Annotated in this window: 21 protein-coding genes and 1 pseudogene; 16 read left to right on the top strand and 6 right to left on the bottom strand. The window is 60.3% G+C overall.

Annotated features, from left to right (window positions below; genetic code table 11):
• The coding region (locus ACNA0J_RS27795; RefSeq protein ID WP_415822175.1) for a TPM domain-containing protein at positions 1-995 on the bottom strand (995 nt) is incomplete at its 3' end.
• A 7-nt stretch (positions 996-1,002) separates the two neighbouring features.
• The gene (locus ACNA0J_RS27800; protein ID WP_415822176.1) at positions 1,003-1,650 is read right to left on the bottom strand and encodes a LemA family protein; all 648 of its coding nucleotides are present in this window, start codon (positions 1,648-1,650) and stop codon (positions 1,003-1,005) included.
• Positions 1,651-1,923: 273 nt separating this feature from the next.
• Between ACNA0J_RS27800 and ACNA0J_RS27805 the strand changes: the two genes are divergently transcribed.
• The 6 genes and pseudogenes from ACNA0J_RS27805 to ACNA0J_RS27830 all read left to right on the top strand — a co-directional run bounded on the left by ACNA0J_RS27805 (position 1,924) and on the right by ACNA0J_RS27830 (position 7,427).
• Positions 1,924-3,579, top strand: coding sequence for a DEAD/DEAH box helicase (locus ACNA0J_RS27805; protein ID WP_415822178.1), 1,656 nt, complete (start codon positions 1,924-1,926; stop codon positions 3,577-3,579).
• A gap of 49 nt (positions 3,580-3,628) precedes the next feature.
• A complete protein-coding gene (locus tag ACNA0J_RS27810) occupies positions 3,629-4,258 on the top strand; it encodes a LysE family transporter (protein ID WP_094824058.1) in 630 nt (209 codons plus the stop codon).
• A gap of 63 nt (positions 4,259-4,321) precedes the next feature.
• Positions 4,322-5,126, top strand: an 805-nt coding sequence (locus tag ACNA0J_RS27815) for a GTP-binding protein (protein ID WP_415822179.1), incomplete at its 3' end; no start/stop codon positions are given.
• 1 nt (position 5,127) lies between these two features.
• Positions 5,128-5,929 (top strand): annotated as a pseudogene (locus ACNA0J_RS27820) (EF-Tu/IF-2/RF-3 family GTPase); the annotation flags it as partial.
• Positions 5,930-5,950: 21 nt separating this feature from the next.
• Positions 5,951-6,631, top strand: a complete 681-nt coding sequence (locus ACNA0J_RS27825; protein ID WP_415822180.1) for a hypothetical protein — start codon at positions 5,951-5,953, stop codon at positions 6,629-6,631.
• A 427-nt stretch (positions 6,632-7,058) separates the two neighbouring features.
• Positions 7,059-7,427: a COG4315 family predicted lipoprotein gene (locus ACNA0J_RS27830; protein WP_415822181.1), complete on the top strand. Its 369-nt coding sequence runs from the start codon at positions 7,059-7,061 to the stop codon at positions 7,425-7,427.
• Positions 7,428-7,583: 156 nt separating this feature from the next.
• Here the strand turns inward: ACNA0J_RS27830 and bfr are convergent, their stop codons facing one another.
• From bfr to rpoN, 3 genes are all read right to left on the bottom strand, one after another.
• Complete coding sequence (gene bfr, locus ACNA0J_RS27835; protein WP_415822182.1) at positions 7,584-8,060, bottom strand: bacterioferritin; 477 nt, start codon at positions 8,058-8,060, stop codon at positions 7,584-7,586.
• Between the two features lie 412 nt (positions 8,061-8,472).
• A complete protein-coding gene (locus ACNA0J_RS27840; RefSeq protein WP_415822206.1) occupies positions 8,473-8,766 on the bottom strand; it encodes a (2Fe-2S)-binding protein in 294 nt (97 codons plus the stop codon).
• Between the two features lie 135 nt (positions 8,767-8,901).
• On the bottom strand, positions 8,902-10,323 hold the full coding sequence (gene rpoN / locus ACNA0J_RS27845) for an RNA polymerase factor sigma-54 (protein WP_460490339.1): 1,422 nt from the start codon (positions 10,321-10,323) through the stop codon (positions 8,902-8,904).
• Between the two features lie 16 nt (positions 10,324-10,339).
• On the opposite strand from rpoN, the gene ACNA0J_RS27850 reads away from it, so the two are divergent.
• Together ACNA0J_RS27850 and leuA are read left to right on the top strand one after the other, a co-directional pair.
• On the top strand, positions 10,340-11,002 hold the full coding sequence (locus ACNA0J_RS27850) for a hypothetical protein (protein ID WP_415822185.1): 663 nt from the start codon (positions 10,340-10,342) through the stop codon (positions 11,000-11,002).
• A gap of 547 nt (positions 11,003-11,549) precedes the next feature.
• Positions 11,550-13,262, top strand: coding sequence for a 2-isopropylmalate synthase (gene leuA / locus ACNA0J_RS27855; protein ID WP_415822186.1), 1,713 nt, complete (start codon positions 11,550-11,552; stop codon positions 13,260-13,262).
• 193 nt (positions 13,263-13,455) lie between these two features.
• On the opposite strand, the gene ACNA0J_RS27860 is transcribed toward leuA, so the two are convergent.
• The gene (locus tag ACNA0J_RS27860; protein ID WP_415822207.1) at positions 13,456-14,745 is read right to left on the bottom strand and encodes an amidase; all 1,290 of its coding nucleotides are present in this window, start codon (positions 14,743-14,745) and stop codon (positions 13,456-13,458) included.
• Positions 14,746-15,022: 277 nt separating this feature from the next.
• Here ACNA0J_RS27860 and ACNA0J_RS27865 point away from each other — a divergent pair, with 277 nt between their 5' ends.
• The 8 genes from ACNA0J_RS27865 (at position 15,023) to ACNA0J_RS27900 (ending at position 23,233) form a co-directional block, all read left to right on the top strand.
• Positions 15,023-16,144 carry a LacI family DNA-binding transcriptional regulator gene (locus ACNA0J_RS27865; RefSeq protein ID WP_415822187.1) on the top strand — a complete coding sequence of 374 codons (1,122 nt, stop codon included), beginning with the start codon at positions 15,023-15,025 and terminating at the stop codon, positions 16,142-16,144.
• Positions 16,141-17,151 carry an ABC transporter substrate-binding protein gene (locus ACNA0J_RS27870; protein ID WP_415822189.1) on the top strand — a complete coding sequence of 337 codons (1,011 nt, stop codon included), beginning with the start codon at positions 16,141-16,143 and terminating at the stop codon, positions 17,149-17,151. Before ACNA0J_RS27865 ends, ACNA0J_RS27870 begins: the two co-directional genes overlap by 4 nt.
• Before the next feature lie 42 nt (positions 17,152-17,193).
• The gene (locus tag ACNA0J_RS27875) at positions 17,194-18,009 is read left to right on the top strand and encodes an ABC transporter permease (RefSeq protein ID WP_415822190.1); all 816 of its coding nucleotides are present in this window, start codon (positions 17,194-17,196) and stop codon (positions 18,007-18,009) included.
• 8 nt (positions 18,010-18,017) lie between these two features.
• Complete coding sequence (locus tag ACNA0J_RS27880; RefSeq protein WP_415822192.1) at positions 18,018-18,842, top strand: ABC transporter permease; 825 nt, start codon at positions 18,018-18,020, stop codon at positions 18,840-18,842.
• Positions 18,839-19,852: an ABC transporter ATP-binding protein gene (locus ACNA0J_RS27885; protein WP_415822193.1), complete on the top strand. Its 1,014-nt coding sequence runs from the start codon at positions 18,839-18,841 to the stop codon at positions 19,850-19,852. Before ACNA0J_RS27880 ends, ACNA0J_RS27885 begins: the two co-directional genes overlap by 4 nt.
• 23 nt (positions 19,853-19,875) lie before the next feature.
• Complete coding sequence (locus tag ACNA0J_RS27890; protein ID WP_415822194.1) at positions 19,876-20,700, top strand: phosphodiesterase; 825 nt, start codon at positions 19,876-19,878, stop codon at positions 20,698-20,700.
• 147 nt (positions 20,701-20,847) lie between these two features.
• Entirely contained in the window at positions 20,848-21,927 is a 1,080-nt protein-coding gene (locus ACNA0J_RS27895) for an ABC transporter ATP-binding protein (RefSeq protein WP_415822195.1), read from the top strand.
• Between the two features lie 10 nt (positions 21,928-21,937).
• Entirely contained in the window at positions 21,938-23,233 is a 1,296-nt protein-coding gene (locus ACNA0J_RS27900) for an ABC transporter substrate-binding protein (protein WP_415822196.1), read from the top strand.
• The last annotated feature ends 11 nt before the right edge of the window (positions 23,234-23,244 follow it).

The following is a 23,244-nucleotide window of genomic DNA, read 5'->3' on the forward strand; positions in this document are numbered from 1 at the left end:
CCACCCCGGCCGAGCCATTCCCGAAACAGGCGTTTGACCCCCAATACCCCCAGCACGCCGCTCAGCAACAGGCCCGCCACACCACCCGCGATGGCAGCCCACCACGTGCCGAAAACAAACCATGAAGCGACAGCCGCCCCCAATCCTGCGATCAGAGTAGAGGCTCCCAACACCAAGACAATCATTCCCAACACAAACGCCAAACCCATTTCCGACACATCGAAACCGCTGAACATGAATTCGTCGGAATTGCTCTGCGCCGACGGAGCAGGCAACGTCTCTCCATCGACCAATTTCTCGATCGCCGCAACGCCGGCCTCGATGCCCCCAGCGTAATCACCCGCCTGCAAGCGGGGCACGATCTGTTCGCGAATAATGCGGCCCGCGATCGCATCTGGAATGGCGCCCTCCAAGCCATAGCCGACTTCGATACGCAATGTGCGGTCATTCTTGGCCATGATCAGCAACACGCCGTCATCGGTGCCTTTGCGCCCCAGTTTCCAGGCATCGAACACACGCGTGGCAAATTGCTCGATCGTATCCGGCGCCGTCGTCGGCACAATCAATACGGCGACCTGCGCACCCTTGCGTTGTTCCAGTGCTGCCAGGCGTTGCTCCAACCCTTGACGGCGTGCCGTATCCAGCGTGCCCGTCAAATCTGTGACACGTGCCTGCAACGTCGGCACGCCGGCGGGAGCATCCATTGTCGAGCCATCGGCTGGCGAAGCCGTCGGCGCCCTCGATGGCGTAGACGCCGGCGTCTCTGGCGCGGGTGCAAGGGGAACACCGGGGGCCGTTCCCGTACCAGGTGCTGCCGATGAAACAGGCGGAATCGTCCGTATTACAGGGGGCACAGCATCATGCTGCGCGGCCGGCGCGACCTGCGCGCTCACCGGCATGCCAACCAGCATGCCGGACAGCATCAACGCCCACCCGCGGGCGAACCAGGACTCATGTTTGCGCCAGACCATACACAACGACACGAGATTTGCCATCACCGGCTTACTGAGCCGGGGCAGGCGCAGTCGTTGCCGGGGCAGAAGACGGAGCCTGGTTGCTGAACTGGATGTTCGGCGCCTGCGAAATGGCCGCCTCGTTCTCGACAGTGAAATTGGCCTTGGGCGCATAGCCGAACACCTTGGCAGTAATCACGGCAGGGAACTGACGCACCAGCACGTTATACGCCTGCACCGATTTCACATACCGGCCGCGCGCCACCGAAATACGGTTTTCCGTACCCTCGAGTTGCGTCATCAGATCGCGAAACAAGCCATCCGCCTTGAGCTGCGGATAATTTTCAGACACGGCAATCAGACGCGACAGCGCGGACGTCAACTGACCCTGCGCTTGTTGAAAACGCTCCAGCGCAGCGGGGTCATCCAGTTGATCCGCAGAAATCTGCAAGGTGCCGACCTTACTGCGCGCCTCAGTCACCTGGGTCAGCACATCGCGCTCGTGCGTCATATAGGCATCGACGGATTTCACCAACTGCGGCACGAGGTCGGCACGCCGTTGATATTGGTTCAGGACTTCGGACCACGAGGCATTGACCTCCTCGTCTGCCGCCTGAATGCTGTTGTAGCCGCAGCCCGACAACAAAGCGGCAGTCAACGCCAACCAAGAAAGACCCAGCCAACGGGGGATGTTCATCGCGTCTCAATCCTTTCAACAAAGAGAGGGACATTACAGCAGGTTGAGCCTGCTTTGCCCAGGGCGCGGTGTAACGTCCCCTATCTCTTGTTACGCGAAACCGCCTGGGCATGGGCTACAATACGCGCCGTGTGCTTAGCCAATCAGCACACATCGCTGGCGCTAGGCCGCCACGCCAGGCCCGACACGAGCCGGGCCTTTCCTTTATCTCCTCATTCGACCGCCTGGATTGGAGTCTCTCAACTAGAGCGACTGGCTGTTGCTGGAGTTGTTTTGACTGCCACTGTTTCTTTTGCCGACCTCGGGCTGGCTGATCCCCTTTTGCGTGCCATCGCCGAAACCGGCTACACCGCACCCACCCCGATTCAGGCGCAAGCCATTCCTCAGGTATTGAAAGGCGGCGATTTGCTCGCTGCAGCCCAGACGGGCACCGGCAAGACCGCCGGCTTTACGCTGCCCATCCTGCATCTGTTGATGCAAAACAAGCCCGCCCTGAAAAGCGCGGGCCGCCCGCGCTGCCTGATTCTGACCCCGACGCGCGAACTCACCGCGCAGGTCGCCGAATCCGTGCAGACCTACGGCAAACACACCCCGTTGACCTCCATGGTGATGTTTGGCGGAGTCAACATCAATCCGCAAATCAGCGCGCTGAGAAAGCCGGTGGACATCCTGGTGGCCACGCCCGGCCGCCTGCTGGATCACTGCGGCCAGAAAACCGTGGATCTGTCCGGCGTCGAGATCCTGGTGCTGGACGAAGCCGACCGCATGCTGGACATGGGCTTTATCCGCGATATCCGCAAAGTCCTCGCGCTGCTGCCCAAACAACGCCAGAACCTGCTGTTTTCGGCAACATTCTCGGACGAGATCCGGGGTCTGGCCCGCGGCGTCCTGAACAATCCCGGCGAAGTCTCCGTCACCCCGCGCAATACCGCGACCGAGTTGGTGAAGCAGACCGTGCACCTGGTCGAACAACATCACAAACGCGACCTCATCAGCCACATCATCCGCGAAAGCGGCTGGTACCAAGTGTTGGTTTTCACTCGTACCAAACACGGTGCCAATCGATTGGCCGAAAAACTGGTGAAAGACGGCCTGAGCGCCGCCGCCATCCACGGCAACAAGAGCCAGGCAGCGCGCACGCGCGCCCTGGCTGGCTTCAAGGACGGCAACGTGGCCGTCCTGGTGGCCACCGATATCGCCGCGCGCGGCCTGGATATCGATCAATTGCCACAGGTCGTGAATTTCGAGCTGCCGAATGTTCCCGAGGACTATGTGCACCGCATCGGCCGCACGGGCCGGGCAGGAGCGACGGGTGCGGCGGTCTCGCTGGTCGATCAAAGCGAAATCAAACTGCTCAAGGGCATCGAACGCCTGATCGGCAAAACCATCGAGCGCCTGCCCGTAAAGGGCTGGACGCCGTCCGCCGGCAACACCGCTGCCGCTTACGCCCGCCAAGAACGCGACGAAGACTCGCGCCAACCGCGCCGCCAAGGCAGCCCGCGTGGCGAGCAACGCCAGGGCGGCCAACGTCCAGGCGGCAGCCGCGGGGCCGGTACGAGCAGCCATCGCGCCAACGACGCTCGCGGCGCAAATGGCGAATCTCGTGCCACACGCAATGGTGGCGAGCCTCATGGCGGCACCGGCGCGGAACACCGCACAGGCCGCGGCGCGGGGCTAGCACCTCGGCATGGCGCGGGAGCAGGCCGCCCGGCAGGTCAGAGCCAGGCAGGTAATCCACGCCAACCGTCAGCCGCTCGCGGCGACCGCCCAGCCGGCGGCCATCGCCAAGACAGCCGCCCGCAATCGCAAGGTCCCCGCAGCACCGAGGGCAACGGCCGTCCGTCGGGCCGTCCCGCAGGCGCTGGCCGCCCCGCTGCCGGGTCCAATCGCTCTGCCGGTGCACCCCGCGCAGCGTTGCTGGGCAAGTAATATCACCCTCTTGTTCCTTTCACCCGTGTCATTCTGTCTGTAAATCATCATGACGCTCTCGACCTGGCTGACCTTTTTTGTGGCCTCATGGGCTATTTCCTTCTCGCCGGGCGCGGGCGCCATTTCGGCCATGACCTCGGGCCTGAAATACGGTTTTGCACGCGGGTACTGGAACACTGTGGGCTTGATCATCGGGATCATGGCGCAGTTCGTGATTGTTGCGGTGGGCCTGGGCGCGGTGTTGGCCACGTCCGAGCTCGCCTTCTCGATCGTGAAATACCTGGGGGTAGCCTATCTGGTCTATCTAGGCATACGCCAGATTCGTACCGATGCGGCGCCGGTCGCCGTCGATGCCGGCAACCCCGCCGACTTTTCCGTGCGCGATCTGGTGCTGCGTGGCATCCTGGTCAATCTGATGAACCCTAAAGGCACGGTTTTCCTGCTGGCCGTGGTGCCCCAGTTTGTGAACCCTGCGGCATCGCTGACGCCGCAGTACCTGGCCCTGGCCGGGACACTGGTATTCACCGACTTGGTCGCCATGGGCGTCTATACCCTGTTGGCCGCCAAGGTCCTACGCCTGCTGCGCAGTGCTCGCCATATTCGCTGGATGAACCGCATCTTCGGTTCTCTCTTCATCGTGGCGGGCGCCTTCCTGGCCACTTTTCGTCGTCACACGTAACAAAGCCTATGTAACAGGGCCGGTTACCGGCGTACGATTCGCGTCAGTAAAATCGCATCAATCATGAATATTTCCCAAGAAGTCGCCCGGCGACGTACCTTCGCCATCATCTCCCACCCGGACGCGGGCAAAACCACGCTGACCGAAAAGCTCCTGCTATTCGCAGGCGCGATTCAGATCGCCGGCAGCGTCAAGGCTCGCAAGGCCTCGCGCCACGCCTCGTCCGACTGGATGGAAATCGAAAAACAGCGCGGCATTTCGGTCGCATCGTCCGTGATGCAGATGGAATACCGCGATTGCGTCATCAACCTGCTGGACACCCCGGGCCACCAAGACTTCTCCGAGGACACCTATCGGGTCTTGACGGCGGTAGACGCAGCGCTCATGGTGATCGACGCTGCCAACGGGGTAGAGCCGCAAACCATCCGGTTGCTGCAGGTATGCCGCGCCCGCAACACCCCCATCATCACGTTCATCAACAAGATGGACCGCGAAGTCCGCGAGCCCCTGGAGCTGCTCTCCGAGATCGAGGGCCATCTGGGCATGGACGCCGTGCCGTTCTCCTGGCCGGTGGGCATGGGCAAGGCCTTTGGCGGCGTATTCGACATCCGCCGCGATCGTATGCGCGTCTTCCGCCCCGGCCAAGAGCGCCGTTCGGACGACGACGACATCATCAATGGACTGTCCAACCCGGAAATCGCCCAACGCTTCGGCTCCGCCTTCGAGCAGGCCAACGGCGAAATCGAGCTTATCCAAGAGGCGGCGCCGGCCTTTGACCGCGACGCCTTCCTGGCCGGCAAGCAGACCCCCGTATTTTTCGGCTCGGCCATCAACAACTTCGGTGTCCAGGAGGTCCTGGATGCGTTGGNCGAACAAGCCCCCGCGCCCGGCGCGCGCCAGGCGCTGGAACGCCTGGTCGAGCCTCAAGAGCCCAAATTCACCGGCGTCGTATTCAAGGTGCAGGCCAACATGGACCCCGCCCACCGCGACCGCGTGGCATTCGTACGCGTCAGCTCAGGACGCTTTGAGCGCGGCATGCGCCTGAAGGTCGCCCGCACCAACAAGGAAATGCGGCCCAACAACGTGGTGTCGTTCCTGTCCCAGCGCCGCGAATTGCTGGACGAGGCCTATGCCGGCGACGTCATCGGCATCCCGAACCACGGCGTATTACAGTTGGGCGATGTACTCACCGAAGGCGAGAGCCTGCGGTTTACGGGTTTACCGTTCTTTGCGCCTGAACTCTTCCAGGCTGTTGAAGTCAAAGATCCTTTACGCACCAAACAGCTGCGCATCGGCCTGACCCAACTGGGCGAAGAGGGCGCGATTCAGGTCTTTCGCCCGGAGGCGGCTGGCGGCACGCTGCTGCTCGGTGCAGTCGGTCAACTGCAGTTTGAGGTCGTCGCCCATCGCCTGAAAACCGAATACGGCGTCGAAGCCCGGATGTTACCGTCGCGCTACACCATGGCCCGGTGGATCACGTCAGACAATCCACGCGCGCTGCGCAAGTTCATGGATGCCAACGCGGCGCACATCGCCTATGATGTGGTTGATGCGGCGGCTTTTTTGATTGGTTCGCCTGCTCAGCTGCGCGTGGCCGAGGACCTGTATCCGGATGTGAAATTCCACGCCATGCGCGAGCACGGTGGCCAGGTCTTTGGTAGTCATGCTTAAACTGAACAGGGCGCCGCAAAAATGAGGGTAGCAATGTCTTGGCGAGTATTAATCGCGACGCTTCTGCTGGCACTGGGCGCCGCGGCGTGGGGTGGAATCCAACTAGGTGATTGGCTGGTTGCACACGCCCCCAAAGCCTCGGCTGCACCGGGCCAAGAAGCCCTGGCGTCTCAAGAACCCATCCTGGACGCCAATGGTCGCCCCTATGTAGCCCAACCGCCCCAGCCTCGGGTGGACGGCAGTCTCGGCGTCCCTGACAAACCCAACGGCTCGAGTTGGGCGGTACCGATGGTCTCGTTGTTCGAGACCACCAAGGACCCGTCGATACAGATATCCCGTGACAACATCAGCATGGACGAGGCTCGCCAGCTCGCGGCGACGTCCAACGTGCCGCTGCCATCCGGGACCTCCGACGTCACCACGCTGGACCTGCAAGCGCTACCGCCGACGACCACCGCGCCACCACCCGCCAATCAGGACGGCTATGCAGTCACCGCGGCAAACACCGCGCCAAGCGCCGCACCACAAGGCGCGGCTCCTGCGCCTGCCGGCCACTGGCAGGACGCCCTGAAACGAGAACTGGCCCAATGCGCCAACGAGGGCTTCTTCCAACGCCCCACGTGCTCCTGGAACGCCCGCAACAAGTACTGTGGCCCGAATCGCGCCTGGGGCACCATCTCGGAGTGTCCGGCGCGTCAATAGGACTCGGCGCATAGGTCAATCTATCGCATTGCCAAAGTCGGTTTCAAAAAACCGCTGATGGCCATCAGCCCTCGTTGCATTCCCTCATCATGAGTCCCTGTCGCGTGCCTGGGCGTGGCGCCGGGCCGTTGAGCACGGATTTAGTCCGCGCAGCGGACCGAGGCCCCTGGTCATGGGCCGAGTCCGTGCGATAGGCCCGGCACCACGCCCAGGCACGTGACAGGGACGCCTTCAGAGAGACAACCACGAGCAGCAAACGCCCACAACAACACCAACACCGATAAAAGATGCCAGTCAGCGCTTAACTAACCGGCATTGAGCGTGGGGGGCTCTTTTCATTGCTTATTTTTTATCGGAAGTGGAATAAAGTAGATGCCAGCGACGTCTATAGCAAGCAGTCCCCTTTTCTCATACTGGATGACACGCCATGCACACTCGAATCGCTGCAACCCTGCTCGTTTCCTGCGCCGCCCTGTTCTCGGCCAGCGCCCACGCTCAGGCAGTCAAGACCCAGGACGGCATGCTGGTCGACAACGCCGGCATGACGCTCTACACCTTCGACAAGGACACAGATGGCAAGAGCGCCTGCTATGACCAGTGCGCCAAGGCCTGGCCACCCGTGATGGCCTCCGCCGATGCCAAAGCGCAAGGCGATCTAAGCATCATCACCCGCGACGATGGCGCCAAACAATGGGCCTACAAAGGCAAGCCCCTGTACCTGTTCGTGAAAGACAAAAATCCGGGCGACAAAACTGGCGACAACGTCAAAGAGGTCTGGCATATCGTCAAGCCCTGAACGATAAGGGCCTCTGACGGCCTGAGTGGCAATGAGGCAGTGGCGATGTACACGACTGGCCCTCAAATGCATTGAGCCCGTACAGACCAGCCGGTCTGTACGGGCTCAACACAGCGGCAATGCGGGCGTCAGCGTATCGACGCCGCCTGAAATGAATCAGCCTTCGACTTCCATCTGGCTTTGCAGGTAATTCTGCAAGCCGACCTTGTCGATCAGCTCGATCTGGGTTTCCAGATAGTCGATGTGTTCTTCGGTATCGTCCAGAATGTCCTGGAACAGGTCGCGGGACACGTAATCACGCACTGACTCGCAGTAAGCGATGGCTTCTTTCACGGTAGCTTGCGCGCCTTGCTCGACCTTCAGGTCACAGGCCAGCAACTCGGGAACGTCTTCGCCGATCAGCAGTTTGTGCAGGTCTTGCAAGTTCGGCAGACCGTCCAGCATCAAGATGCGTTCGATCAAACGATCGGCGTGCTTCATCTCGCCGATCGATTCTTCGTATTCGTGCTTGCCCAGCTTCTTCAGGCCCCAATGCCCCAAGATGCGGGCATGCAAGAAGTATTGATTGATGGCCGTCAGCTCATTGGTCAGTTGCTTGTTCAGAAACTGGATGACGGTTTTATCGCCTTTCATGGTGTACTCCTTACGATCCCGGGACGCGGCGCCCGCGACCCTGCGTACGCCTTATCGCGTATGCAACGATCGCAGGCTAACACCGCTGGCAGGGTCAGGGCTAGAGCCGCGCTGCATTTGATAAATGGCTTTGCGAGCGCAATCCGAAAGCGACAACAAAATGAGAATGAGTATGCGTTTCGGACTATCCGCACATAGCGTGACGCCAGGCTTGCCATTGAAGCAAGCCGATGACGAAAATCCGGGGAGAAAATGCACGCCGAATATCGAATTATGAGCGCCGTACGAAGACAAATCGGCTCAAATCTCGACAAGGCATGATGTTGGAGAACTACAACGCACGCGCCTGCACGCTGCTGCCACGAAGCAGGCTACCTACAGGCGCCGCTCGCCCGCACCACGGCGCAACGGCTCAGGCTGCGGCAACCAGCGTGATCGGGAAACTATTGGCAGCGGGCTGGGCGTCGACCATGGGAGCAGAGGCCGTGAGATCCACGGCCATCGACTTGCCCTGACACACGCTGGAACAGCGGCCACCTGGCAGATATTCTTGAGCCATCTCTGCACAGCAACCGCAGCACGAGGCTACTCCCAATTCAAACTGCAAATCGGACAATGTAGTAGCGCCCGCGTCGACGGCGGCGTGAACTTGGCGTTCAGTGACGGCATTACATATGCAAATGTACATGAGAATAATTATCGTGATTTATTCTCGCAAAAGCAAGCGGATCAAACTGCAATCCGCTGTCCCCAAGTCATTGAAAAATAGGGACAAAACTATCTCCACCCGGCTTGGCCTGGAAACCCATTTTGGCGGGCTCACAACGCCGCGGGTACCGGATTACCGTGCCGCGTGCGCCTTGCGTAGGCTGGCAGGTGCAATCCGCAGGGCCTCGCGGTACTTGGCCACCGTGCGGCGCGCAATCACGATACCTTGATCGGCCAAGCGTTTTGTCAGCTGACTGTCCGACAAAGGCTTGCCACGGTCTTCGTCGGCCACCATCTGGCGGATCACGGCCTGGACAGCCGTTGCCGAGGCCACCTCGCCACCGTCCGTCGCCACCCCCGTTCCAAAGAAATGCTTCAGCTCCAGGGTCCCGAACGGGGTCAGCATGTATTTCTGCGTCGTCGCCCGTGAAATGGTGGATTCGTGCAAGCCCAGCTCTGCGGCAATATCCTTCAGGATCAAGGGGCGCATCGCGGCAGGGCCTTCGCTGAAAAACGCGGTCTGATGCGCCACGATGGCCTGCGCCACACGCAGGATCGTGTCAAAGCGCTGCTCCACATTGCGGATCATCCAGCGTGCCTGCTGCAACTGGGCATGCAGGCCTGCATGGCTGGCCTCACGCTGGTTGCCCAGCAACTGGGCATACAGCGCATTGACCTGCAAACGCGGGACAGCCGCAGTATTGAGCACCACCAGCCAGCCCTGGCGGGCCTTGCGCACAATCACATCCGGCACCGCATAATCGGCGGCGGGCACCGTCCAGGCGCGGCCAGGGCGGGGGTCCAGTTTCCGAATCAAGACCTGCGCCGCACGCGCGGTTGCCTCATCGCAATGCAGGGCATCGCGCAGCCGCGTCACATTGCCGGTGGCCAACAACGGCAAATGCTCGGCACACAGGCGACGGGCACAGGCCAGCACTGCAGGGTCGGCGGCCTCGCGCAAATGTTGCACGTCAGGGTTGCGTAATTGCAACACCAGGCATTCCGCCATATCCCGGGCGCCGATCCCGGGCGGGTCGAATGATTGCAACAGCGTCAGCGCCGCCCGCAACTCGTCCAGATCCGCCTGGGCCTCAGGCGGTATCCAGGTCAGAATTTCCTCCAGAGGCGACCCGAGATAACCGTTGTCATCGAGTTCATCGATCAGCAAAGCCACCAGGGCGGCATCGCGGCTTCCAGCTCGGGTAAGGCCTAACTGAGAAAGTAAGTGCTCACGTAAAGTATCGCTGTGCGCGCGATCAGGGCCGTCCATACGATCATCCGGATAGACGCCTCCCGAACCGGGCATTTCCTCTGCACGGGGCTCCGTGTCGCGCAGAGATTCGTCATCCATCGACGTTTCGCGTTCCGCAGGCGCCTCTGGCTCGGCCTCTGCCCGCTCTTCGCTGCGCTCCAGCATTGGGTTATCGGCCAAAGCCTGCGAGATTTCGGCTTGCAAATCCAGCGTCGAAAGCTGCAACAATCGGATAGATTGCTGCAGTTGAGGGGTCAACGTCAAATGTTGACCAGTACGAAGTTCTAATGCGGGCCGAGTCATAGGTACAATATTTTGCATGATGAATGCCGCCTCGCCCGAACGCGTACGCCAAGATCGCCGACTGATCGGCCAAACGCTGCTGAAATTAGCGCTGCCTCGACTCATAGTCCGGGGGGTGGTGCTGGTCATCGCCGCCATCATATGGCTATTAGTCGCCTCGTGGTTGCTGGATTTTGGCCGCAGCCTGAGCTTTGAGGGCTTGCAGGCTTTTGGCCAGCAGGCGATCGACCTATTGACGCGCGTCAATCCCTACCTATGGTGGGGTGTCGTCGTCATCTGGTCACTGATTGTATTTTTCGCAGTACGCGCCTGGGTGGCCTCAGACATTGACGCCGCGCGCGCCAAACCGGTCGCCCCGAGGGATCTGTCCGCCTTGACTGCCCAGCTCTGCGACGAAGTCATCAATGTCCTGCGCTGGGTCTGGGGCAATCGCGAAGAGCCCTTTACGCTCGGCGACTTGCGCCAGGCGCATATCGAATTGCGCCATGGCCGCATCGACAAGATCGATCTGGTCCGAGAGCAAGGCAACATTCTTGACGGTCAAACGGCTGCCGCGACACGTTCCCAGCCCGCTACGAGTGCACCGTCTGCAGCGCCCGCCCAGGCCGCCGTCCTGACGACACCGGCGGCCACCGCCGAGACGCGCCCGGCCTCGGGACGCATCGAACCCAACCTGTAGTACGCGGCGTCGCCCATTTAGAAAAATCGCCTCTCGAGGCGATTTTTTTCGCCCTGACACCCAAGGATGCCCCCCGGCAGATCAGCCCACGGGCGGCCTGTCCGTGGCAAATCCGAGAGGCTTATCCACCACCAGGCTGAGGAGCGCGCTGCAAGCGCCGCATGCGTCTTTTTGAGCTCATTGCGCCCGTGTCCGTTGCATCTTGGCCAAAAATGTGTTTGACTAGCGACTTATGGCCGATATCCGAATCCCCCTCGCGATTGCCTCCGGACGCTTCAGCGCACCGGGTGCCGGCCTGCGCGCTCGTATTTCCCCCCTCGCGCTATCGCTACACCTACCGATCGGTTGCCGGGCCTCGCGCCTGTGGTAGCTCGGCAGCCTCGTACGCCACAAGTTTTTTCTCTGTTCATTTATTGATTCCAGTCGACCCATCCACGGTCCACTGACGGTCCAGGCCTAGAACCCTGACCAGCCGAACAGAGCATGCCGGTAACAAAAACCGGAAATACTTTATCCCGCCACCCTCGGGACTACTGATCAAGGTGTAATGATGCTTGCCAACCCCGCTACCAAATACGTACCGTTTGCTCCGTTCGCGCGTGATTTTTCTGAACGCACCTGGCCCAGCCGCCGCATCACGCAGCCGCCCATCTGGATGAGCACCGATTTGCGCGACGGCAACCAGTCGTTGATCGAACCGATGAGCATCGACCGCAAGCTGCGTTTCTTCGAGCAACTGGTCAAGATCGGCTTCAAGGAAATCGAAGTTGGTTTTCCGTCGGCCTCGCAAACGGATTTCGATTTCGTACGCAAGCTGATCGACGAAAAACGCATTCCCGATGACGTCACCATCATCGTCCTGACCCAATCACGCGAAGACCTGATCAGCCGTACGGTCGAATCGGCCGCTGGCGCCAAGCAAGCCATGGTGCACTTGTACAACGCGTGCGCCCCGGCCTTTCGCAAGATCGTCTTCAACATGAGCAAAGACGAGATCAAGCAAATCGCCGTCACCGGTACGCAATTGATCAAGCAACACATGGCCAAGTATCCGGAAACGCAATGGCGCTACGAATACTCTCCCGAAGTCTTCAGCACCACCGAACCGGAATTCGCACTGGAAGTCTCCAACGCCGTGGCCGAGACCTGGGGCGCCACGCCGCAGAACAAAATGGTGCTGAACCTGCCCGCAACGATCGAGGCGACCACGCCGAATCTGTACGCCGACCAGATCGAGTGGATGCACAACAACCTGGCTCGCCGTGACAGCATCATCGTCAGCGTGCACCCGCATAACGACCGCGGCACTGCCGTTGCCGCCGCCGAGTTCGCCGTGATGGCCGGCGCCGATCGTATCGAAGGCTGCCTGTTCGGCAGCGGTGAACGTACGGGTAACGTGGACCTGGTCACGCTCGCGCTGAACCTCTACACCCAAGGCGTGCACCCAGGCCTGGATTTTTCCGATATCGATGAAGTGCGCCGTTGCGCCGAGTACTGCAATCAGTTGCCCGTGCACCCGCGCCATCCCTATGCCGGCGACCTGGTATTCACGGCCTTTTCCGGCTCGCACCAGGACGCCATCAAAAAGGGCTTTGCTCAACAGCAAGCCGATGCCGTTTGGGAAGTGCCCTATCTGCCTATCGACCCGGCCGACCTCGGCCGCAGCTACGACGCCGTCATCCGCGTCAACAGCCAATCGGGCAAGGGCGGGGTCTCGTACCTGCTCGAGCAGGAACACGGCCTGGTCTTGCCGCGCCGCCTGCAAATCGAATTCAGCCGCGCCATCCAACGGGTCACCGATGAAACCGGCCGCGAAGTCACGGCCGACGACGTTCACACGATTTTCAACCGCGAGTACCTCGAACAACATACGCCTTGGAAACTGGTGCGTCACCGCATCGAGGGCGATCCGTCTGCCGGTGAAGGCAAGCAATTCAACATTCAGGTTGAACTCGACTACAACGGCGAACGCCGCGTCGTCACGGGCTCGGGTGATGGTGCGATCTCGGCCTTTGTGAATGCGTTGGATATTCCGGTGCGCATCATGGATTACCACGAACACGCTATCGGCACCGGCACGGATACCCGCGCCGCCAGCTATGTTGAACTGCGCGTCGGAGACTCCGCAACCGGCTTCGGCGTCGGGATCGATCGCGATATCGTCACCGCCTCGTTCCGCGCCGTACTCAGCGCGGTCAACCGTCACCTGACCAATGGTGCCGCGACGCAGATCGAAAGCGAGGCTGTCCAGGCGGCGTGATCCGTGGCCCTGGCAACAATGAAAAGCCCGTCTACTTGAACTGCCCACAAGGAAGTTGACATTAAAAGCCGGGCAGCATGAAAAAGGCCTGAGTCCGATATAGAGTCGGACTCAGGCCTTTTAGCTGGGCGGCGATGCGTTGATGACGGCCATCGTGGCGCAGTGCGCGCGACGACCCATGCTATCGAACTGATCAGTCCCCGTCATCGGGGCGCAGGACCCCCAGGAGCCACCGGGCGATGGCCAGCGTACGCCGGTCATCGCCGCTGCGTCCGACCACCTGCAATCCCACAGGCAGGCCCTGCGGCCCTGTGTAGAATGGCAGATGCACGCAAGGCGCACCGAACAGCGTCCACACGCGGCAAAATAACGGGTCGCCCGTACCTTGATCAAAAAAAGGCGCCTCGCCGCTGGCGCTGGGCGCCAACACGACGTCGTACTGTTCAAACCAACTATGCGCACGTTGGCGGCCTTCTTCGACACGAATCAGGTTGGCACGATGTTCCTCTGCAGTGATCTGGGATCCTGCATCCAACAAAGCCTGTAGCGAGCTGCTCAGACCGGCGCGATGACGTGTGCGCTCGAAAGCCAATGACTGCGCCATCTCAAAGCCCATGATATCGGCATGCACCTGAACCAGGGAACACAGTATCGGCGGTAACTCCACCTCATCAATCTGCGCGCCCGCACGCGACAGCACGCTCGCAGCCTGCGCATAGGCATCGCGTGTCGCATGATCCGTATGCCGCCATTGCGAGGTTCGATACATGCCAATACGGGGCTTGGCATCGTAATCGAGCTCACGTAATTCACGATCACGCATCAACACCGAGGCGAGCAACGCAACATCGTCGACGCTACGTCCGAACCCGCCTATGGTGTCCAATGAATCGGCGATGGTCTTTAAACCGGCACGTTGAATCCGACCAAATGAAGGTTTGTATCCGACGACGCCGCAATAGGCGGCAGGGCGAATGATCGAACCGGCAGTCTGTGTGCCCAAGGCCAGGGGCACCATATGATCGGCCACGGCAGCCGCAGAGCCGCTGGATGATCCGCCCGGACTATAAGCCGGGTTATGGGGATTGCGCGTCGGGCCCGGTTGAAACGTTGCGAACTCCGTGGTGACGGTCTTGCCCGCTACCACTGCACCGGCCTCGCGGCACGAGGCGACCACGGCGGCATCGATGGACGGCTGGTGATTGTCATAGATGGGCGAACCGTAGCGCGTCGGTAAATCGCTGGTCGCGAAAATGTCTTTCACGCCGATCGGTAACCCGTGCAGGACACCTTGTGTGCTTGACCTATCCAATTCGCGGGCACGGGTCAGCGCGAGCTCCTTGTCCAGAGCCGCCCATGCACGTACGACCCCCTCACGCTGCTCGATGCGCGCAAAGCACGCCCGTAGCAATTGCTCGGCACTCAACTCGCGGCGCGCCAATAGCTGCGCTGCACGCGTTGCACTCAAGCGATTCAGTTCAATCGTTTTTTTTTGCTGCAAACCCATGTCCCTTCCCCGGGATGATCCTCAATTTTTTCGTCCTACAGATGTAGCACAGGCACATCATCCGTATTGCATTGCCGCACAACTGTTTTTCTATAAGTTCATACAACAAAAAGATGTCGTGATCATGAACTCGTGCCGCATCGCAACACCGATTTTCATTGGCACTGCCATATAAGCACGATACCGTATCTCGTGAAATCTGGCTGTCATGTATTACCCCTAAGATGAAATCGTTTTCATTGCCGAGCCTGCCGTGACTGCAAAAACACCGCACCGACCGTCGATATTGGAGATTGCCAAGCAGGCTGGCGTATCGCCCGCGACGGTCTCGCGCGCATTCAATCAGCCCGAGCTGCTGCGCCCTGAAACGCGTGCACATATCGCGGCTGTGGCGCAACGCATCGGATTTCGCCCCAACCGGGTAGGCCGCAGTTTGCGCGCGGGCCGTACGCGTACCATCGGCTTGTTGCTGCCGACGTTGGCCAATCCGGTATTTGCAGACTGTTTCGAAGGTGCTGAGCAACACGCCCGCAGAGCGGGCTATAGCGTCATGATGGGGATCACGAGCTACGACCCATCGGTGGAATCGGAATGTGTGCAGGCCTTGATCGACCATCAGATCGATGGCTTGATCCTGACGGTGGGTAATCCCTCGCGTAATGCAACATTGCGCGCGTTGGATGAAGCAGGCATGCCGCACATTCTGGCCTATAACGAATCAAACTCGCACCCATTTGTCTCGGTCGATAACAAAGCCGCCGCACACGATATGGTGTCGCGTCTGAGCACACTGGGCCACCGGCGCATTGCCTTTGTCAGCGGTCCATTGACAGCATCGGATCGCGCACGGCGCCGTCTGCAAGGCGCGCAAGCCTGTGCGAAAGCAGCGGGCTTGCCTGCAGTGGCGCACTGGGTCATGCCGGCACACACCGAGTCCAGCGCGTCGATGTTGCGTGACATGCTGGCGCGGCCGGATGCCCCCAGTGCCCTGTTTTGCTCCAACGATCTGCTGGCAATCTCTGTGATCGCGCAACTGGCTTCGCTCGGGATACGCGTGCCCGATGACGTCGCTGTCTGCGGATTCGACGGGGCGAGCATTGGTGCGCTGATGGTCCCGTCATTGACTACGGTGGCACAACCCAGCCGCGAGATAGGCGCAACAGCGTGCGCCTTATTGCTAGCGTGCCTGGAGGGAGGCCGCCCCACATCAGTCAGATTGCCACACCGTATTTCCGACGGCGGCACGGCAACCGCGTCTTGCATCGGCGATCCGCCCGAAGCAGAAAAACGCCCTGTTGAAGGGCAACGCCGCCGCGTTGCAGCAAGCGTGGCGACCCATTCTTTTCACCCCTCGCCAAGGAAACACTCGCCATGAAATCCCTCGTCCACTGCGTGTTACGCGCTGCCACACTGGCGCTGACTCTGACGGGCGCATCAGCCTACGCGCAAAATGCGATCTGCTACAACTGTCCGCCAGAGTGGGCGGATTGGGGCACACAGCTCCGAGCCATCAAAAAAGCCACCGGCATTACCGTGCCCGCAGACAACAAAAACTCGGGACAGTCGCTAGCCTCCATCGCGGCGGAAAAAGGCAATCCCGTGGCCGATGTCGTGTATTACGGCGTCACGTTCGGCATTCAGGCCGCCCAGGACGGATTGGTACAAAACTACAAGCCGCAACACTGGGATCAAATCCCCGCCGGCATGAAGGACCCCGACGGCAAATGGTTCGCCATTCATTCGGGTACGTTGGGCCTGATGGTCAACGTCGACGCGCTCGATGGCAAGCCCGTGCCGCGCTCATGGGCCGATCTGCTCAAGCCTGAGTACAAAGGCATGGTTGGCTATCTGGATCCGGCTTCGGCCTTTGTCGGCTATGTCGGCGCCGTCGCCATCAACCGCGCGCTGGGAGGCACTCCGGATAACTTCGACCCCGCGCTCAAGTGGTTCAAGGACATGAAGGCCAATCAACCCATCGTGCCCAAACAAACCGCGTATGCACGCGTCTTGTCGGGCGAAATCCCGATCTTGATCGACTACGACTTCAACGCGTATCGGGCCAAATATAAAGACCACAGCAACGTTGAGTTCGTGATCCCCGCCGAAGGCACAATCGCCGTGCCTTACGTCATGAGTCTGGTGGCCAACGCACCGCATGCCGACAATGGCAAGAAAGTGCTGGACTTCACCTTGTCGGATGAGGGTCAGGCCATCTGGGCCAATGCATTCCTGCGTCCAGTGCGGCCGGAAGCCATGTCGGCCGAAGCGCAGAAAAAATTCTTGCCTGAGGCAGAGTATGCACGCGCCGGTACGGTGGACTACGTCAAAATGGCCGAAGGCCAGCGCGCGTTCTCGCAACGGTACGCCAAAGAGGTGAACTGATGTTCTGCGTGCGTGTTGGCATTGTCCTGGGGGTGCACTGACATGGGACGCCGTGGATGGATTTGGTTTGCGGCGCCTGCTGCCACGCTGTTTCTGGCATTCTGGCTGCTGCCCATGGCAGGGCTGGCGCTGGCAGGCGCAGAAAGCCGCAACGGACAATCGGCCTATTGGACGGTGCTGACAGGCACGCAGTATTGGATCAGTCTGTTCAATACCGTCGCATTATCGCTCGCTGCGACGGTAGCAACGCTGCTGGTGTCGTTGCCGGTGGGCCGCTTTCTCGCCCGCCATCGACACTTTGCCGGACGCCGCCTGCTGATCTCCTTGCTGATGTTTCCATTGGCCTTTCCCGGTGTGGTGGTCGGCTTTCTGATTATCCTGCTGGCGGGACGTCAGGGCATCATCGGCGCACTCACGAAATGGCTCACTGGCGATACCGTGGTGTTTGCCTATGGCATGGCGGGATTGTTTCTGGGTTATCTGTATTTTTCGCTGCCGCGTTGTGTGGGGGTATTGACGGCCGCGGCCGAACAGATCGATCAGAGCTTGCTCGAGGCCGCACGGACATTGGGCGCGAGCCCCTGGCGCCGCTTCATGGATATTGAATTGCCGGCATTGACGCCCGCCTTGATCGGCGCAGGTGCGATGAGTTTTGCGACCAGCATGGGCGCGTTCGGTACGGCGTTCACATTGGCAACGCAAATCGACGTGCTGCCCATCACTATCTATAACGAGTTCACCAACTACGCGAATATCCCGGTCGCTGCGGCACTATCTATCGTGTTGGGCCTGGCCACATGGGCGGTGTTGTATCTCGCTCATAGTCTGGCGGGCGCCCGCGCAGGTGCGGCTGCGTGATGAGGTCCATGATGCATGCTTCTAAATTTGATACGCGCTTGGGACTGACCGTCACGTTGGCCGTCGCGGCGTTCTTGATCGGCCCCGTTGTGCTGTCCGTCCTGGCGGGCCTCACCAACAATTATTTTGTCGGGCTTTCCAGCGGACTGACTTTGCGCTGGGTTGCAGAAGTCTGGGCACTCTATGCCGATACGATCTGGCGTTCATTTGCGGTAGCGTTGTTGACGCTGGCGATCTGTACGCTCGTCGGTGTCCCTGCTGCGTGGGTGCTGACCCTGCATCGCGGCCGTCTGGCTCGCGCGCTGGAAGAACTATTGACCTTGCCCGTAGCGGTGCCGGGCCTGGCGTCGGCGCTGGCCTTGATCGTATCGTGGGGCACGATCAGCGGGTTGCGCGGCAGTGTCTGGTTCATTGTGATTGGACATGTGTTGTTCACACTGCCATTCATGGTGCGTGCGGCGCGCGCCAGCATGCAAGGCGCTGACCTGGCAACGCTGGACGAGGCCGCCTCGACGTTGGGCGCAACACGCATACAGCGTTTTTTGCACATTGTCGTGCCCAATGCCGCACCCGGCATCGTCACGGGCGCGTTGACCGTGCTGACGCTGTCGATCGGTGAATTCAATCTGACGTGGTTGCTGCACACACCGTTGACCAAGACCTTGCCTGTTGGCCTGGCCGACAGCTATGCCTCGATGCGATTGGAAATCGCATCGGCGTATACCCTGGTCTTCCTGTTGATGTTGATCCCGCTACTGGTAGGCCTGCAATGGCTGGCTGCCCGGGGAGATCGCCCCGCCCAAACATCTGTTACCCGGACTTCTTCATCATGACCGATCCCGTCGCCATTACGCTCAGCGGCTGCGCCAAGACCTGGCCAGATGGAACGCGTGCCCTGCATCCCATTGATCTGCACGTGCAGGGCGGCGAAACCCTGGCATTGCTGGGTCCGTCAGGCTGTGGCAAGACGACGCTGCTGCGTCTGATCTGTGGCCTGGAGCAGGCCGATGCCGGCGCGTCTATTCGTTTCGGCAATGACGAAGTATCACAGCTCTCGCCAGAAGATAGAGGCGTGGGCGTAGTGTTCCAAAGCTATGCTTTGTTTCCCAACATGACGGTCGTGCAGAACGTGGCTTATGGTTTGCGCGTGCGCAATATCAACGCAGGCGAGCGCGAACGGCGCGCACGCGAACTGCTGGCGCTGGTGCGCCTGGAGGCCTATGCTGATCGGCGCATCAATCAGTTGTCTGGCGGCCAGCGCCAGCGCGTAGCCCTGGCCCGTGCCCTGGCTATCGAGCCGCGTGTGCTGTTGCTTGACGAGCCGTTGACGGCACTGGATGCCAAACTGCGCGAGCATCTGCGTGTGGAGTTGGCTCAGATGCTGCGCGAATTACACATCACCACGGTCATCGTCACGCACGACCAGGACGAAGCGATGATGTTGGGTGACCGCATTGCCGTCATGTCTGCGGGACATCTGGAGCAAGTCGGCACCGCCGAGACCTTGTATCGAGAGCCGGCCAGCGATTTCGTCGCGGAGTTTCTCGGCACCTTGTGCCGGGTCCGTGCACGCCTGCATGATGGCAGATTGATCGCCGGTGATGATGCGGTCGCGTTTCGTCCGCATGAGGCGCAGCTCGAGGTTCCTCGCGACAATGCACTGACAGGCCGTGTGCTGGCCCGTTTTTTTCTCGGCAGTTCAGTGCGCTACGAAATCGGTCTGGACGATGGTCAGCGATTTCCTGTGGTTGCGCCCGCACATAGTCAACATGCCACAGGCGATCACGTCAGCATTGTGCTGGCAAGGTCCGCGATTGCGTCGCCTGCTGCCGGCCATATTTAACGACTCTCACCTACACACTCATCATGCTCATCGCACAGATTACTGATTTGCATATCCGCATGCCGGGCCAGAAGGCCTATCGCGTGGTCGAAACCGACCGTTATCTGCCGCCTGCCATCGAAGCATTGAACCGCCTCGATCCTGCGCCCGATCTGGTCATCATCAGTGGCGACCTCACCGATTTTGGCCGGCAACAGGAATACGCTCATCTGAAGAACATGCTGGATGCTTTGCATGCGCCGTATTTTTTGATGCCCGGCAATCACGATGCGCGCGAGGCATTATTGGCGGCCTTTCCCACGCACACCTATCTACAGGGTGCAAACGGCTTTGTTCAATACGCAGTCGAGGATTATCCTCTGCGCCTGTTGATGCTGGACACGGTCGTGCCGATGCAAAGCCACGGCACGTTGTGTTCGCAACGGCTGGATTGGCTGCGCGAACGCCTGGCGGAACAGCCTGGGCGACCTACCGCGATTGCCATGCATCACCCGCCATTCATTACCGGCATTGCTCACATGGACGCTATCGGCTTGCTCGCGGGTGCGCCCGAGCTGGAGCAGATCGTCGCAGCACATCCCAATGTAGAACGCATTCTGTGCGGCCATCTGCACCGCACCATTTTTCAGCGTTTTGGCGGCACTATCGCATCGACTTGCCCGAGTCCGGCACATCAAGTCGCACTGGATTTGCGGCCAGATGGTCCGTCCGCCTTTGTCATGGAACCACCGGGTTTCCACCTACATGAATGGCGCAATGGCGCCCTGGTCACGCACCACGCCTACATCGGCGACTATCCCGGTCCCTATCCGTTTCACGAAGAGGGCGGCGTCCTGATCGATGAGTGATTCGTGCTGCAGGGCGTGGACCTGACACGGCCACGTCATGTTTGCAGCGCAGAATGAAAAGGATTTCATTTACCGCCAGAATACGAGGTTCATGCCCCAAGGGGTTCACCCCGCCGCACGCAGATCCGACTCTACCCAACGATCATTATGTCCACGCTCATCCTGGAAGACCTGACCAAACAGTACGGCGATGCGGCTGCCATCCAGGGCGTCAGCTTCACCGCGCCTGCGGGGAGTTTTACGGTGCTGCTGGGACCGTCGGGTTGCGGCAAATCGACCACGCTGCGCATGATCGCAGGACTCGACACGCCGACCTCGGGCCACATTCGTATCGGTGATCGCGATGTCACGCAGTTGCCGCCATCGCAGCGGCGCATCTCGATGGTGTTCCAGTCGTATGCGCTGTTTCCTCATCTATCGGTGCGCGAGAATATTTTGTTTGGCCTGAAGGTCCGCAAAGAACCGTCTGCCGACTATCCTCGCCGGCTCAAGCGCGTGGCGGATTTGCTGGGCTTGACGGCCCTGCTGGATCGCAAGCCTTCGCAGTTGTCTGGCGGGCAACAACAACGGGTGGCGTTGGGTCGTGCAGTCATTTCAGAGGCGCCGGTATGCCTGATGGACGAACCGCTTTCGAATCTGGATGCACAGTTGCGCCATGAGATGCGGCGTGAGATCCGCGCTTTGCAACAGTCGCTCGGGATCACGATGGTGTATGTCACGCATGATCAGACCGAGGCCATGAGCATGGCCGATCAGGTCGTGTTGCTGCGTGATGGACACATCGAGCAACGCGATACGCCCGACGGCCTGTATGCGCGGCCTGCCACCGAGTTTGCGGCGCGTTTTATCGGCACGCCGCCGATGAACCTGATGGACTTGTCCACACAAGGCGATGGCCTCGGCATCGCCGGCACAGAAAGCCTGCCGGTCGTCGCAGCCCCTGCTCAAGCGAAGCGTCTAGGCGTTCGGCCGGAACATATTCGGATTGACGGCGATGGCCGTCCTGCCCTCGTCGAAAGCGTCGAATATTTTGGCGCAGACTCCATTGTGGTGTGCCGGATCGGTGCTTGTGGCGGTATTGCCGTACGTGCGCCAGGCCATTTACGGGCCACGGCAGGCGATGCGGTGAGGCTGACGTGGCAACCCGAGCACCAGCATTTTTTCGCCGCCGACGCGGCCGCTATTTCCCCCTCTGGGCGCTCAGGCGCCGACTCTCCATCCCTTTAGGAAAGCCATCATGCGACGCACCGCTCTCAAAGCCCTTGCAGCCGGTCTGGCTGGCGCCGTTCTGTCACTCCCTATCTACGCGCAAGCGAAATCTGTCGAAGTCGAGTTCTATTACCCGGTTGCGGTCGGCGGTCCGATCACCAAGATCGTCGACGATATGGTGGCCGCGTTCGAAAAAGAAAATCCGGACATCGACATCAAACCTATCTACGCGGGCTCGTATCAAGACTCGATCGCCAAGGCATTGACGGCGCTGAAGGGCGGCACGCCACCGCAGTTGGCGGTGCTGTTATCGACCGACATGTTCACGCTGATCGATGAAGACGCCATTGTGCCCATCGACGGCCTCGCAAAATCCGACGCCGACAAGAAATGGCTGAGCAGTTTTTACGATGCGTTCATGCAAAACAGCCGCACCGGCGGCCACGTATGGGGCGTACCGTTTCAACGCTCGACCATCGTGATGTACTACAACAAGGATCTGTTCAAGGAAGCCGGCCTGGACCCTGAACGCGCGCCCGCGACCTGGGACGAGCTGGTCGAATACAGCAAGAAGCTGACCAAGAAAGACGCCTCCGGCAACGTCACGCAGTGGGGCCTGGAGATCCCGTCGGGTGGGGCCTTTGCATACTGGTTGTTCCAGGCACTGACGACGCCCAACGACGCTATCTTGATGAACGAAGCAGGCAACGAAGTCTATCTGGATAAGCCTGGCGTCATCGAAGCCGCCACGTTCTGGAACGATTTGTCGGCCAAGCACGGCGTCATGCCGCGCGGCACGATCGATTGGGGCACCACGCCTAAAGATTTCCTGGAAAAGAAAGCGGCCATTGTCTGGACCACCACAGGCAACCTGACTAACATCCGCAAGAACGCGAGCTTTCCGTTCGGTGTCGCCATGATGCCCAAGGCCAAACGCGGCGGCAGCCCGACGGGCGGCGGCAATTTCTATGTGTTCAAGAGCGGCACGCCGGAACAACAAGCCGCGGCGCTGAAATTCGCGCAATGGGCCACGACCCCGGAACGCGCGGCGGACTGGAGTATTGCAACAGGTTATGTAGCCGTCACGCCTGCGGCCTGGGCCACCGACAAGATGAAAAAATATGCCGAGGAGGTTCCCGCCGCGACGGTCGCGCGTGATCAACTGGATGTCAGCGTGGCTGAGTTCTCCACGCACGACAATCAGCGTGTGACCAAGACGCTGAACGATGCACTGCAAGCCATGCTGACGGGCTCCAAGACTCCTGAGCAAGCGCTTGGCGACGCGCAACGCGAAGCCGATCGCGTGCTGCGCAGCTATCGTTAAGGCGCTGTGCG

Source organism: Bordetella tumbae (assembly GCF_965139195.1).
Taxonomy (GTDB): Bacteria; Pseudomonadota; Gammaproteobacteria; order Burkholderiales; family Burkholderiaceae_B; genus Bordetella_A; species Bordetella_A tumbae.

Bases quoted from the DNA above. Each gene is read 5' to 3' on its own strand.
- ACNA0J_RS27800 (WP_415822176.1), bottom strand. From the start codon at position 1,650: ATGAACATCCCCCGTTGGCTGGGTCTTTCTTGGTTGGCGTTGACTGCC.
- ACNA0J_RS27810 (WP_094824058.1), top strand. From the start codon at position 3,629: ATGACGCTCTCGACCTGGCTGACCTTTTTTGTGGCCTCATGGGCTATT.
- ACNA0J_RS27825 (WP_415822180.1), top strand. From the start codon at position 5,951: ATGAGGGTAGCAATGTCTTGGCGAGTATTAATCGCGACGCTTCTGCTG.
- ACNA0J_RS27830 (WP_415822181.1), top strand. From the start codon at position 7,059: ATGCACACTCGAATCGCTGCAACCCTGCTCGTTTCCTGCGCCGCCCTG.
- bfr (WP_415822182.1), bottom strand. From the start codon at position 8,060: ATGAAAGGCGATAAAACCGTCATCCAGTTTCTGAACAAGCAACTGACC.
- rpoN (WP_460490339.1), bottom strand. From the start codon at position 10,323: ATGACTCGGCCCGCATTAGAACTTCGTACTGGTCAACATTTGACGTTG.
- ACNA0J_RS27850 (WP_415822185.1), top strand. From the start codon at position 10,340: ATGATGAATGCCGCCTCGCCCGAACGCGTACGCCAAGATCGCCGACTG.
- leuA (WP_415822186.1), top strand. From the start codon at position 11,550: ATGATGCTTGCCAACCCCGCTACCAAATACGTACCGTTTGCTCCGTTC.
- ACNA0J_RS27870 (WP_415822189.1), top strand. From the start codon at position 16,141: ATGAAATCCCTCGTCCACTGCGTGTTACGCGCTGCCACACTGGCGCTG.
- ACNA0J_RS27875 (WP_415822190.1), top strand. From the start codon at position 17,194: ATGGGACGCCGTGGATGGATTTGGTTTGCGGCGCCTGCTGCCACGCTG.
- ACNA0J_RS27880 (WP_415822192.1), top strand. From the start codon at position 18,018: ATGATGCATGCTTCTAAATTTGATACGCGCTTGGGACTGACCGTCACG.
- ACNA0J_RS27885 (WP_415822193.1), top strand. From the start codon at position 18,839: ATGACCGATCCCGTCGCCATTACGCTCAGCGGCTGCGCCAAGACCTGG.
- ACNA0J_RS27890 (WP_415822194.1), top strand. From the start codon at position 19,876: ATGCTCATCGCACAGATTACTGATTTGCATATCCGCATGCCGGGCCAG.
- ACNA0J_RS27895 (WP_415822195.1), top strand. From the start codon at position 20,848: ATGTCCACGCTCATCCTGGAAGACCTGACCAAACAGTACGGCGATGCG.
- ACNA0J_RS27900 (WP_415822196.1), top strand. From the start codon at position 21,938: ATGCGACGCACCGCTCTCAAAGCCCTTGCAGCCGGTCTGGCTGGCGCC.